This is a genomic window from uncultured Gimesia sp. (genome assembly GCF_963976445.1).
In the GTDB taxonomy this organism is placed as follows: domain Bacteria; phylum Planctomycetota; class Planctomycetia; order Planctomycetales; family Planctomycetaceae; genus Gimesia.
In genome coordinates this window covers 1-12,491 of record NZ_CAXBKP010000051.1, presented here as the reverse complement: position 1 = coordinate 12,491, position 12,491 = coordinate 1, and the positions used below count along the sequence as shown (strand labels likewise).

Below are 12,491 nucleotides of genomic sequence, written 5' to 3'. Positions count from 1 at the left end.
CCGAAAAAAAAACGCCGATCCAACATAAAAAAAGTAAAGTAAGTACCATTAGGCTGGCGCCGTGCCGCTCATTTTTTCAGTGGTTTGTCGGCAGGATTGTTTGTCATGAAACGACGTACCCGAATCTGGATCACTGCGTTCAGTCTGATGATCCTGATTCCGGTGCTCCATTTTATCTATGTCTTCTGTGTAGTTTATTTCGAGCATCAGCGAGCCAATGCTCGATTTTACTCGTATCGAGAAGTACTGTTACATTTCAACACATTAAATCTGATAGAGAGTCAGCGTGAACCCGGTTTTGAATCCTGGGAGACTGGTCATTACGCGATGGCTCCTCTGAATCGAAAAGACCAGGACGGCAGACCTCTTTACAGTTGGCGGTTTGCTGAATATCTGACCTGGCCTGTGCCCCTTCCTCACGGTCTCCCCTGGACTGCTGAGGAATATCAATACTACAGAGAATCAGTCTCGTTGTATTTGTTTTGCAATGAGGGAGAATTAGAGACATTCGTGTTCGCGATGGAAGGACCGGACACGGCCTTTGATCAAACCAATCCAACGCTAGTGAAATCATTACCAGAAGATCTGATCCTGTTTGCAGACGTGTATCAAAGTAACACGCACTGGATGCAGCCCGGGGATTTCACTGTGGAAACGCTGCCTGATGAAATTAATGTGCCAGGCGGTCTGGGATCGGAAGACTATCCTGGCTTTTTCGTCTGTTTTGTGGATGGCCAGATCTGGTGGTTGAACGAAGAAACTCCGATTGCACTTGTCAAACGTTTTTGCACGATCACTGAAGCCCGCAAAGCAGATCGCAAGATTCTGGAACCTTATTGTCGCGAGAAATACCAGGCCAATATAGAGAATCTGATGTGGGTGAAACAAACTCGTTCAGATCAAAACCAAGACTCTCATAATTGAGCGGAATGGCGCGAGCCACCGTTTTTATCGACGCACATCACACACAAACGGCGGCGAACGCCGTGCCGCTCACATTTGTTTTGAACGATGCGGGAATAAATGGATCACGCCATCTCCTGCCTGCCTCTCCCGTCCGAAAATCTTCCTTGAAAGATTGTTGCAGGTAACCACCCCTTCTTCCTGTTCCAGTCTGTGAATCAACCTCTTGGGAAGTCGGCTCTCCCAGCGGTGTCTGCCAGGACAACGACTGGTCGTTTTCACACCGGCCTGTTCGCTGCCCGGCCAATGAATGATTCAGCTAGCTTGAATCTGATTTACGAAATACTGGAAATAGGCCTGAACCTAGCCAGTTTTAACGTTTTTACGGATGTTGGCATGGGCTTTGCATTTCTATTCTACCGTGGTAAGGAACAAACCACTCACAGTAAACAAGAATCAAGAACGGAAGGAAATGAAATGTTACGCCGAAGTATAAAAGTGATGGCTGCCGCTGCAGTCTTTGGAATTAGTCCTGCGTTACTGCCTGCACAGTCTCCATTAGATGGTGTCGGTGCACAACTCGAATCCAATGCCAGCTCGAATGCACAGGTAAAACCGAACGCTAGTGCGCCAAAGGCTCCACTGGAGGGCGTTCAAAAGCAAAATGGTGCCGATGCAAAGCTCGATTCGAAAACCAAACTGAAGTCACAATCTAAACTGGATTCTGACAAAAACCTCGACAGTAAACTCGATGCGGAATCCAAAACGAAAGCCAGAGGGAATGTGAAGACTCCCGGTCTCACACCTCCGAATACAACTCGAAATCCTGTTGATACTGCTCGCAAAGCAAAACCTGCTGACGGTGCTATCAGAAAAGGGCTTCCGCAGAACCGCGATATGAAAAACAACGGTCGCGAAGGTGTGGATCGGATGCGGGGTGCTGGTGCCAAGATGCAGAAGCGTCTTAGAAATACTCCTCTGCCCCCCGATGGCAAACGTCAGACTTTCCAGGGTCAGGGAAAATTCGAGATTGATGACATGGTCCGTCAGGGAACGGCTCACCTGGATATCGACGACGCAACGCGTTCGCGCTACCGTCACCACAACGGTCACTGGTGGTACAAGACCGAAAATGGTCAATGGTTGATCGATAATAATGGCCAGTGGGAACCGTTTGACCCGGTCTCGTATCGTGAACCAAATCGTCCCATGAACCAGGAGTATTACCTGGATCAAGGGCAAGCTGACGGAGACTTCCAGACGTACTCCGACGACGGTTATTACTACGATGATAGTGACTACTATTACGACAACAACTATGGAATTCGTAACTATGGAAACCGTGGGTACAACCGTGGAAACGGGTACTCTGGAAACCGGTATTACAATAATAACCGAAATGGTTACGGTCGATTCGATGGTCGCAATGACCGAGGAAACGGCAACCGTGGACACTACAACGACCGCGATCGCTACAACAACAGCGGCCGTCGGAGTTCAGGCTACCGTGGTCGAATGAATCAAGATCGTCGTCAGGGTGCTGCGATTGGAGCCGAAATTGGTGGTTCCATCGGAGGTCGCCGTGGCGCAGCAATCGGTGCGGGAATTGGTGCTGAAATTGCTGACTAATTGAAATGGAATTGCATTAAAAACGTAAGATCCTGATCTGCAATACTCGAGAACGGATTGAAGTATTGCAATCGTTGCAGACCAACAGAAGACCCTCTGTTGGTCTGTTTTTTTATGCGCGGTACGAAGTGGAAGCACTCGATTGGCGATCTGATAATCATCCCTAATATGAGCGGTATGGCATTAGCCGCCGTTTTTGAACCAGCAAGCCTGACAAATAACCGGCACTGTCGGACAAGCCACGTCCGTTTGAATTGAACTTGAAAATCGCTAAGTATCCCAACGTTTTTCCACCACGAATAACATGCCTCTCGTGAGCGGAATGGCGCCAGCCACCGTTTGTGATAGAAGGGTCCTTGCTTGTACGTTCTCCAATGATCGAGTAGTCTAAAGATCAACTTTAATTCTAACCTGCAAGGAGTCTTCTAATGAGTGATCGAATTGTAATGCGTACCGGTGAAAGTCTTGTCGCCGGTGGTCCCCCTTTTACTGCAGCGGAGCCAGAAGTCGTCATCGGCGAACTTGATGGACCGGTGGGGACCGCGATTGCCACGTTAACCGGTGGTCAATCAGCGGGACACTCAAAAGTTTTTGCAATTCTAAACACCGATATTCAAGTGCGGCCCGTCACGTTGATGGTCAGCAAGGTCACCGTGAAGAGCAGCGCTTACACGAATATCCTGATGGGAACCGTTCAGGCAGCGATTGCCAATGGCGTCTTGGATGCCGTCCGTGCCGGCGATCTTCCGAAAGAAAAAGCGAATGATCTGGGCATCATCTGTTCGGTCTGGTTGAACCCCGGTGTCGCCACCGATGAAAACCTCGATCATAAAGCGTTGTTCGATATTCATCGCAAAGCCACCGCGCAAGCGATTCACAAAGCGATGCACAATGAACCTTCGATTGACTGGCTGCTCGAACACCAGGACGAAATCACGCACAAGTATTATCAAAAAGGACTCGACGGCACCCTCTGATGCCGTGGGGATGAATCCGCCCGCTCCTGCTTCGCTTCACCTTTATTTTTGAAAGTCCGTGAACATGAATCGCTCGCATGTCATTTCTTTCTGTTTCCTTCTCGCTGCCGTTCAAACTCTGATGGCAGCCGAGAAACCGATGGTGCTCAGCAGGACAGTCCAGGTCCCGATGCGGGATGGCGTGCTGCTGGCGACTGACGTGTATCACAGTCCCAATGTGGAACAGGCGCCGGTCGTCTTGATGCGAACGCCTTATAACAAAGGCCGCGCCAAAAAGGTGGCCGAGCGATTTGCGGCCGCCGGCTTGATTGCCGTCGTGCAGGACTGTCGCGGGAAATATGAATCGGAGGGAATTTTCTATCCCTACGATAATGAAGGGCAGGATGGATTTGACACCATCGAGTGGCTAGGAAGACAAGCGTGGTGTAACGGAAAGATCGGCATGTGGGGCGCCTCGTATGTCGGGGCAACCCAGTGGCTGGCGGCGAACGAACATCCGCCGGGGCTGGTGACGATTGCACCGACGGCAACCTTCAGTAGCTTTTACCGGAACCTGTATCTGGGCGGGGCCCTGCGGATTTCACTGATCACGCGCTGGGCGTCTGGCAATTCCCAGAGACCCGAGGGCGCCGAAGTCACGAAAGACTGGCGAGGCACGTTGTTGCATCTGCCGCTCAGCGAAGTGGATGATGAAATTGGCTGGTCGATGCCCTGGCTGGAAGGCATGCTGACGCATCCACGACACGATGGTTACTGGAACCGAACCGAAGTGACCGATGAGATTGTCGATCTAAAACTGCCGATGCAGCATATCGTCGGGTATTACGATTTCTTTTCGCGCGAATCGGTGAACAATTTCACGCGAATGCAGCAGCAGGCACACGATCCGGAAACGCGTCAGCAACAGCAACTGATTCTCGGCCCGTGGGATCACGGTTCCATCGGCCGTGCCAAAGTCGGCGATGTTGATTTTGGTAAGAACGCGGTGATTGATGCCGCCGGGGAGAATCTGAAATGGTTCGCACGCATTTTACAAGGCCACAAGCCTGAGCAAGACAACGCAGACAATCCCGTACGATATTTTTCGATGGGCGACAATGTCTGGCAGAACGCAACCACCTGGCCGCCACAGGGATTTACCGCGACACCCTTTTATCTGCATTCGAATGGCAAGGCGAATACAAGTGCCGGCGATGGTTCGCTTGATCTCTGTCCGGCGACCACCGCGGAAGCCGCCGACAGTTTCCAGGCGGACCCAGACGATCCCGCGCCCGCCTGTCCGGTCACGGAGAAACGGCCTTTAATTTCAGCGACTTGGGCCCCCGTAGATCAACGGCCCATCGAAAAGCGAAGCGATGTGCTGGTTTATACGTCAGAACCCTACACAGAACCACTCACGTTTGCCGGCAATGCACAAGCGAAACTGTTCGTCTCGGCGGATACCCCCGATGCCGACTGGGTCGTCAAACTGATCGACGTCCACCCCGATGGTTTTTCGCAAAACCTGAGCGTGGGCATTCTACGCGGCCGATTTCGAAAATCAGAACAACAGCCTACGCCCCTCAAACCGGGTGAAGTCTACGAGATCACCGTCGACCTCGGCCCGATCGCGGCACAGATCGGCAAAGGACACCGGCTACGCGTTGATATCTGCGGTGCGTATTTCCCGCTATTCGACCGGAACCCGAATACGGCAGAAGGACCGTTCGGAAAAGATTCGAAAATATCGACCGAGCACGTGTATCACGATCCAGCTCGGCCGTCGCGGATTATTCTGCCTTGTATGCCGTGAATGCCTTTTGGTCATAAATCATGACTACACATCCTGAGCGGAATGGCACTAGCTATTGTTTGTGAACCAGCAAGCCTGATAAAGAACCGACACTGTCGGACGAGCCGATCAGTGGCACACGCCTGTGTGAATTGAACTTAAAACCCTCTACTTATCACAATATTTTTCCACCACGACTCACATGCCTATCCTGAGCGGAATGGCGCGAGCCACCGTTGCTATAGACGCACATCACACTCAAACGGCGGCTCGCGCCGTGCCGCTCATTTTGTTGTTTAAGAAAACCAGATTCGATTCAGTTATTGGGAATCGGCACGACTTTTAGATTCACTTTGGAATCGTCGACGATACTCAACACGTCGCGGCAGTATTCGTGGCAGTTGATGCAGGTATTCAACGAGTGCATGTAGGAGTACGTGGCGCCGTCGAGATTTTTTTCCTCTGCCATCTTCGCCAGTTTCTGTGCCTGTTTGCGCAACTCGGTTCTGTGATGGGCATATACGGGATCTTTGTGCGACGCCCATGCGGTGGCGATGCAGATACTGCCCAGCTCGGTGGCACCGCGATGGATCTGCTCAAAGTCTTTGGTCACCAGGCCGTTGGTGATTTTCTGACTGCAGGCCAGCTTGGCCAGCATCAACGCAGCCTGCTGATCTCCTGGATCTGATTCCGTCTTACTGGTTTCTCCTGAAGCAGAAACCACGCCGGCGATCAAGAGAACGCCCGCTGCCACCATAATCCATCGTTGCGTCATGCTCATTTCTGGTCCTCGGAACGCGCGACAGGTAAGCCTGTGACGCAAAATAAAATGTCCGGTTTCAGGAGGCCGTCCCTGTTTCCTTGATCCGTACAATCGGCCTAATACTTCGTATCGGCTCTTGATGTCCAATTTCTGAAATCGATGCCCCAGAAAGAGTCAAGAATCGACTCCTGCACAGGCCAAGGGAGCGCGTTGTGTGTAGATTTTACAACGACAGCATTCATCGGAAATCCCTCCACCGAAACGTCGTCTTCTGCCGCTGCCTGTTTGTAGCGCTGAGTCCACCTTCCGTTCTTTTGAGAGTTTGCTAAAATGACGCGCGATACTTGAAGCAGACCATGTTATTACTCATTCAATCATCAATACACGTTCGTTCTCCCACTTCGACAGACCCTATTTCAAACACCAGGATTCAGTGAGCCCTCTATGAGTCAGGAAGACCAGCCGCGCATGAAGTTCGGCACGTTAGGTGGCGTTTTTACACCATGTACGCTGACCATTCTGGGTGTGATCATGTTTTTGCGGTTCGGCCAGGTGGTCGGACAGGCGGGCGTGCTGTACGCACTTCTGATCGTAGTCGCTTCGAAAACGATTACCACACTGACGACGCTGTCTCTCTCCGCCATTGCCTCGAACACGCGGGTCAAGGGGGGCGGTGCTTACTATCTGATTAGTCGTAGCCTGGGCGTTGAGTTTGGCGGGGCGATTGGTGTTGTGTTCTATCTGGCACAGGCCATCTCGGTGGCGATGTATGTCATCGGTTTTACCGAGGCGTTTGTGGGAACCTTCTCAGCCTGGGAAGGCCACTTCGTCATCATCGCGACGTTAATCAATATTTTGACGTTCGCCTGCGTGTATGTCGGGGCGGGCTGGACGATCAAAGTTCAGTATTTCATTCTCGCGATCTTAGCCGCAGCGCTGGGATCATTCTACCTGGGGGCGTTCTCCAGCTTTGATCTCGGGGTCATGCGTGAGAATCTCATGCCTCATTACAGCGAGGGGGAATCGCTGTTCACCATGTTTGCACTCTTCTTCCCGGCGGTGACCGGCATCATGGCGGGTGCTAATATGTCCGGTGATTTGAAGAATCCTTCGCGATCCATCCCGCGGGGCACACTGGGTTCCGTCATCGTGACAGCGGTGATTTACCTGTCACTGGCAGTCCTGCTAGGGGGAACGCGACCTTATGCAGATCTGATCGGCAACAACCTGATCATGAAAAATATTTCCGTCTGGCCGGTACTGATCACTGCCGGCGTGTTTGCCGCGACACTTTCGTCCGCGTTAGGCTCCATGATGGGCGCCCCACGCATTCTGCAAGCCTTCGCGCGTGACGAAATCTTCAAACGGCTTACATTTTTTGGTGCGGGAAGCGGCTCCAGTCGTGAGCCACGCAGAGCGACGGTGCTGACGTTCGTGATTGCCCAGATCTGCATTCTGCTGGGTGACCTGAATGCCATCGCTCCAATTATTACGATGTTCTTCATGATCACGTATGGCTTGTTGAATCTGGCGACATTTTATGAAGCCATCACAAAAAATCCCAGCTATCGACCTACGTTCCGCTATTGCCACTGGTCTGTCTCTTTAGCGGGCGCGGTGGGCTGCCTGGCTGTGATGTTTTTGACAAACTGGATCTGGGCGAGTGCCAGTATTGTCGTGATCAGCGGCTTATACTGGTTCATTCACTATCGTGAAATTGAGTCCCGCTGGGGCGACCTGCACAGTGGTGTGGTGTTTGAACGCGCCCGTCAAAGTTTGTTAAAACTCGAACAGGAAGCCTATCACCCCAAGAACTGGCGGCCGATCATTCTGGCGCTGAGCGGCACGGCCTGGAACCGGCCACACCTGGCGGTCTATGGTCACTGGCTGACGGCGGGGCACGGCATCCTCTCCGTTGCCCATGTTGTGACGGGAGACATCGAGGAACACGCGGAACGTCGCGAGAAGTTTGAAAAGACCTTGCGCGCCTTCATCGCAAAACAAGAGTTGCTCGCGTTTCCGGCAGTTGTGGTATCGGAATATCTCTCAGATGGGGTAGAGGCTTTGGTTCAATGCCACGGCATCGGCGGCTTGCGTCCGAACACAGTTTTGCTTGGCTGGCCTAACGATCCTCTCAAGTCAGAGTCATTCGGGTCCACGGTTCGTCTCGTTTCTCGAATGGGACGCAGTATCATCGCACTGCGATTTCTTGGCTATCGGGAAGAAGAGGGAGTTGAGACCAGTCTGGCCAGCGATGCCTGGGAGATCCCCATCGGCACGATCGACGTCTGGTGGCGTGGCAGGCGGAACGGATCGCTGATGCTTCTGCTGGCCCACCTGTTACACCAGAACCCCGAATGGCGACGCAATCGCATCCGTGTGCTGCGTGCCGTTTCCAACGACGAAGCGGTCGATGAAGTGACACGCCACATCGAAGAACTTTCCGCCTCCGCGCGGATTACCGCGGAACCGGTGGTCGTCGTTTCTTCTGATCCCGCACAGGCGATTCAGCAAACCTCAGCCGACGCGGCGGTCGTAATTCTCGGCTTTGAACCGCCCGCAGAAAGTGCTGAGTCGGCGTTCTTTGCCCGCATGGAATCGTTTGTCGGAAAGCTCCCGCGCGTACTCTTCATCGAAAGTGCCGGCGGCATGGAGCTGGAATCGTAACCGAGAACAGGGTTACTCAATCTCCCGGAACATCAAACTGAACAAAAGCGACTTCGTTATTGCGCTCAAGAAGATGTCCATCGTTCAAATGGCCTTCCCTGCTGGGCTTGATTCCTATCATCGGCCGAAACCATCTAATTGGCTATCAAGGTCTGAATTCGAAATCCGAGGAATCAGAAAGACCCGAGTCTGGTCTTCCGCAGCGACACAGAGGCGTTTTAGTCAATTAACCCATAAGCCGTTACTGTAAAATTAGTTATGGCAATTAACCAATCTCAGTTCTATCAATGGTTATGCGCTAGACTGACTTAGACCTACCTGCCGTTCTCCCGAATGTCGGCTCAATTGCAAGCAAATCGTGCTGCCATAAACATTAAACAGGGATGTTTATGAAGTATTTAACCTCAAGAACTTCATATCGCAGAAGTTGACTCATCTGCACAAAGTAATATACTGGTTATACGCTATCCAGGCAACAAGCAATGCACATGCGCCCCGCCCCACTTGCCTTTGTCGCTCACTTTCCACAGGTAATCAAATGCACCATCTGAGACAGAACTTCATCTACCTTCTCTTTCCTATTCTTCTTATCACCCCTGGTTGTTCAGGAGTGGAAGACTCCCGAGGAAAACGTGTCGCCGTTAGCGGTAAGGTGAGTTACAAAAACGCGCCTCTTGAGAAGGGTTCGATTCAATTTTTCCCAGAGAGCGGGGAAGGATTTCAGGCATTTGGCAAAATTGAAAATGGCGCCTACAACATTGATTTGGAACAAGGACCATCCGTTGGTAAGTATGTCGTGAAAATCACGGCCTTAAAAAAAACGGGAAAAATGATTGAAACAGAAGAAGGGAAAGAGGAAGAAAAAAAACAATATCTTCCCTCCAAATACAATCAAAATTCAGAATTATCAGCCGACATAAAAGCAGGATCAAACTCCTACGATTTTACTCTTGAATAGTACTCTTTGTTGTGAAGTACTCATATTTTAAATTCTATTTCATCCAGGATATCTAATGACTCATCCATTTCACTTACAGAAACACCGGAAAGGCTTCACGCTGATTGAACTGCTGGTCGTGATTGCCATTATTGCCATTTTGATCGCTTTGTTGTTGCCCGCCGTTCAGCAAGCGCGGGAAGCAGCACGACGGAGCCAGTGCAAAAACAATTTGAAACAATTAGGTTTAGCCTTACACAACTACCACGAAACACATAGTACGTTTCCCATGGGGATACACAGAAAGATCAATTCCTCTACCTGTGGTGGATCTACTCCCTGGTACTCGAGCAGGACGTTATGGGGTACGCATTTACTTCCATTCATGGAACAATCTGCACTGTATAACCAAATCAACTTCGAAGCCGGCAGCGGTTGTGACACTACCACGGGCATGAGCAATGCTGACAATGCGGCAGTCGCGAAAATAGACGTCGTCGCATTTCGCTGCCCCAGCGACCCGGGAACGCGTGCCAAAACAGGGCAAGTCAATTATGCACCGACAAACTACCTGGCCTGCTTCTCAAACGATGGTCAATCTTCCATGAATGCAAATGGAACCGAATTCTGGAATAATGGTGAATCTGTTTTGTTTGGAAATAGTAGTACACGAATTCGCGATATTCTTGACGGCTCATCAAATACGATGGTCCTGTCTGAATGCAAAGTCGGCAGCGATATTCATTATGCCAGCGATCATAGTGGGACAGATGACTGTACCCAAGGTGGTACAACGATTCGTAACATCGTGGGCATGAGCTGGTTTTACCACGCTTATATTTCCACAGTCGGCTTTAGCACCTCTATCGGCCCCAACTCTTCACAAATTGATTGCGCCGGCTATTCGGAATCAGGCAGAAATGCAGCACGCAGCAACCACATTGGCGGCGTCCATATTTTATTAGGCGATGGTGCCGTGCGATTTGTCAGTGACAGTATCAACCTGTTAACCTGGCAGGATCTGGGCAAAAAAGCGGATGGAAATGTACTCGGTGAATTTTAGAGCTTCGCTTCAGCGCATTGCATACGCGATGGCACCGAATTCGATTCGAACGCAGGCAGGTCTCCATTCAGACCTGCCTTTTTTATTTCACTTGACTCTAAAATAATATGCCATGTCGTTTTTGAGCGGCACAGCGCCAGCTGCCGTTATGAAAGGCGTTACTTATTTCCAACGGCGGCGAGTGCCGAACCGCTTAGAATGTTGTTTCATCAATGTCAGTGACGTTTTGCTTTCCGTTCCGTTTTGAGTCTGTTAAACTGATCGGTCACCCGCAACATCAATCGTGAAGCCGGATTGAAATCTAGAACTACAACACAGGAACACATCATGCATCAAAACCGTCTGAGAATATTTGTCTCATCTGTGATCGCGTTGGCGATCTGTCTGTCGCTTTCTCATATCACGACTGCTGCTGAGAAGTATGAACTGAAGGTCGTCACGGATCGGCCGGATGCGATTTATAAAACCGGTGAAACGGCCCGGTTTCTGATTTCGCTAACGAAAGACGGAAAGCCCGCCACAGGCGAGAAGGTAACATATACGGTAGATGATTTTATCGGCGGCGCGCCTGGTTTTCCAAAAGGCACGCTGACACTGGGTGTCGGGCCGGCGGAAATATCTGTGACGGCGGACAAACCCGGATTTCTGCGTTGTGTGGTACAAGCGGGCGACAAGAAAAAGGTAACGAAGATTGCCGGAGCCGCGTTTTCTCCGTTAGAGATTGGTCTCAGTCAGCCGGTCCCCGATGACTTTGATCAGTTCTGGGCCGATCAGAAAAAACAGCTGGCAGAAGTGCCTGCGAAAACGAAGCTGACTCAGGTCGATCAAGCCAATCCCAAACTGGAGTGCTATGACGTGCAAGTCGATTGTCTGGGCGGCGCTCCCGTCTCTGGTTATCTCGCGAAACCGAAAGACGCGCAGCCAAAGAGCCTGCCCGCGATCCTCTGGGTACATGGAGCCGGCGTCCGTAGTTCGTCTCTGTTGAATGCTGTGAAAGGGGCGAATGACGGAATGCTGTCGATGGACATCAACGCCCACGGCATCCCCAACGGCAAACCGGCCCAGTTTTATAAAGATCTGTCTCAAGGAGAATTGAGTGGCTATCGACATGCAGGACGTGAGAGCCGCGAGACCGTTTATTTTCGTGGAATGTTTCTGCGACTGGTGCGGGCCATCGACTTTCTCACCGCGCAACCGGAGTGGGACGGAAAAACCGTGATCGTCATCGGCCACAGCCAGGGAGGCGGCCAGGCGTTGGTCGCAGGTGGCATTGATGACCGCGTGACGTTTATCGCAACGGGAGTCCCAGCGATTTGTGATCATTCGGGCCGCGCCGCTGGTCGGATCAATGGCTGGCCGAAACTGGTCAACACACTACCCGATGGCAAACCGAATCCGACACAACTTAAAGCCGCCCAGTACGTCGATTCCGTCAACTTCGCGACCCGCTGCAAGGCAGATGGAATCATGAGCGTCGGTTTCATCGACGGCGTCTGTCCTCCTTCGAGTTGTTACGCCGCCTATAACCAGTTGACCGGAAAAAAACAGGTGATCAACAAACCGTTAATGGGCCACGCGGCTCCCGCGGACATTCACAAAGCATTTTTTGACGCGGTGCGGGAACATGTGAAACAACAGGCGAAAAAAAAATAAAAAAGCAACAACTATGTGAGCGGAATGGCGCTAGCCACCGGTTTTGATACAGCAACCCCAACACAAAAACGGCGGCTAGCGCCGAATGGTACTTACTTTACTTTTTTTATGTTGAATCAGAGTCTTTT

Annotated in this window: 9 protein-coding genes; 8 read left to right on the top strand and 1 reads right to left on the bottom strand. The window is 51.3% G+C overall.

Going from position 1 to position 12,491, the window contains the following annotated elements:
* The first annotated feature begins 105 nt into the window (after window positions 1-105).
* The 4 genes from AAC022_RS26815 (at window position 106) to AAC022_RS26800 (ending at window position 5,301) form a co-directional block, all read left to right on the top strand.
* Window positions 106-924: a hypothetical protein gene (locus tag AAC022_RS26815; RefSeq protein ID WP_339736351.1), complete on the top strand. Its 819-nt coding sequence runs from the start codon at window positions 106-108 to the stop codon at window positions 922-924.
* 456 nt (window positions 925-1,380) lie between these two features.
* Complete coding sequence (locus AAC022_RS26810; RefSeq protein ID WP_339736349.1) at window positions 1,381-2,532, top strand: hypothetical protein; 1,152 nt, start codon at window positions 1,381-1,383, stop codon at window positions 2,530-2,532.
* Between the two features lie 428 nt (window positions 2,533-2,960).
* The gene (gene fae, locus AAC022_RS26805) at window positions 2,961-3,509 is read left to right on the top strand and encodes a formaldehyde-activating enzyme (RefSeq protein WP_339736347.1); all 549 of its coding nucleotides are present in this window, start codon (window positions 2,961-2,963) and stop codon (window positions 3,507-3,509) included.
* A gap of 64 nt (window positions 3,510-3,573) precedes the next feature.
* The gene (locus AAC022_RS26800; RefSeq protein WP_339736345.1) at window positions 3,574-5,301 is read left to right on the top strand and encodes a CocE/NonD family hydrolase; all 1,728 of its coding nucleotides are present in this window, start codon (window positions 3,574-3,576) and stop codon (window positions 5,299-5,301) included.
* A 295-nt stretch (window positions 5,302-5,596) separates the two neighbouring features.
* Here the strand turns inward: AAC022_RS26800 and AAC022_RS26795 are convergent, their stop codons facing one another.
* The gene (locus tag AAC022_RS26795; protein ID WP_339736343.1) at window positions 5,597-6,055 is read right to left on the bottom strand and encodes a hypothetical protein; all 459 of its coding nucleotides are present in this window, start codon (window positions 6,053-6,055) and stop codon (window positions 5,597-5,599) included.
* Window positions 6,056-6,487: 432 nt separating this feature from the next.
* Between AAC022_RS26795 and AAC022_RS26790 the strand changes: the two genes are divergently transcribed.
* From AAC022_RS26790 to AAC022_RS26775, 4 genes are all read left to right on the top strand, one after another.
* On the top strand, window positions 6,488-8,710 hold the full coding sequence (locus AAC022_RS26790) for an amino acid permease (RefSeq protein ID WP_339736341.1): 2,223 nt from the start codon (window positions 6,488-6,490) through the stop codon (window positions 8,708-8,710).
* 538 nt (window positions 8,711-9,248) lie between these two features.
* Complete coding sequence (locus AAC022_RS26785) at window positions 9,249-9,668, top strand: hypothetical protein (protein ID WP_339736339.1); 420 nt, start codon at window positions 9,249-9,251, stop codon at window positions 9,666-9,668.
* A gap of 55 nt (window positions 9,669-9,723) precedes the next feature.
* Window positions 9,724-10,710: a DUF1559 domain-containing protein gene (locus AAC022_RS26780; RefSeq protein ID WP_339736337.1), complete on the top strand. Its 987-nt coding sequence runs from the start codon at window positions 9,724-9,726 to the stop codon at window positions 10,708-10,710.
* Between the two features lie 327 nt (window positions 10,711-11,037).
* Window positions 11,038-12,363 (top strand): acetylxylan esterase, encoded by a 1,326-nt coding sequence (locus AAC022_RS26775; protein ID WP_339736335.1) that lies wholly within the window; start codon window positions 11,038-11,040, stop codon window positions 12,361-12,363.
* Window positions 12,364-12,491: the final 128 nt, after the last annotated feature.

What these genes read in the sequence shown, in the direction of transcription:
- AAC022_RS26815 (WP_339736351.1), top strand. Translation starts at nt 106, where the DNA reads ATGAAACGACGTACCCGAATCTGGATCACTGCGTTCAGTCTGATGATC.
- AAC022_RS26800 (WP_339736345.1), top strand. Translation starts at nt 3,574, where the DNA reads ATGAATCGCTCGCATGTCATTTCTTTCTGTTTCCTTCTCGCTGCCGTT.
- AAC022_RS26785 (WP_339736339.1), top strand. Translation starts at nt 9,249, where the DNA reads ATGCACCATCTGAGACAGAACTTCATCTACCTTCTCTTTCCTATTCTT.
- AAC022_RS26790 (WP_339736341.1), top strand. Translation starts at nt 6,488, where the DNA reads ATGAGTCAGGAAGACCAGCCGCGCATGAAGTTCGGCACGTTAGGTGGC.
- AAC022_RS26810 (WP_339736349.1), top strand. Translation starts at nt 1,381, where the DNA reads ATGTTACGCCGAAGTATAAAAGTGATGGCTGCCGCTGCAGTCTTTGGA.
- AAC022_RS26775 (WP_339736335.1), top strand. Translation starts at nt 11,038, where the DNA reads ATGCATCAAAACCGTCTGAGAATATTTGTCTCATCTGTGATCGCGTTG.
- AAC022_RS26795 (WP_339736343.1), bottom strand. Translation starts at nt 6,055, where the DNA reads ATGACGCAACGATGGATTATGGTGGCAGCGGGCGTTCTCTTGATCGCC.
- fae (WP_339736347.1), top strand. Translation starts at nt 2,961, where the DNA reads ATGAGTGATCGAATTGTAATGCGTACCGGTGAAAGTCTTGTCGCCGGT.
- AAC022_RS26780 (WP_339736337.1), top strand. Translation starts at nt 9,724, where the DNA reads ATGACTCATCCATTTCACTTACAGAAACACCGGAAAGGCTTCACGCTG.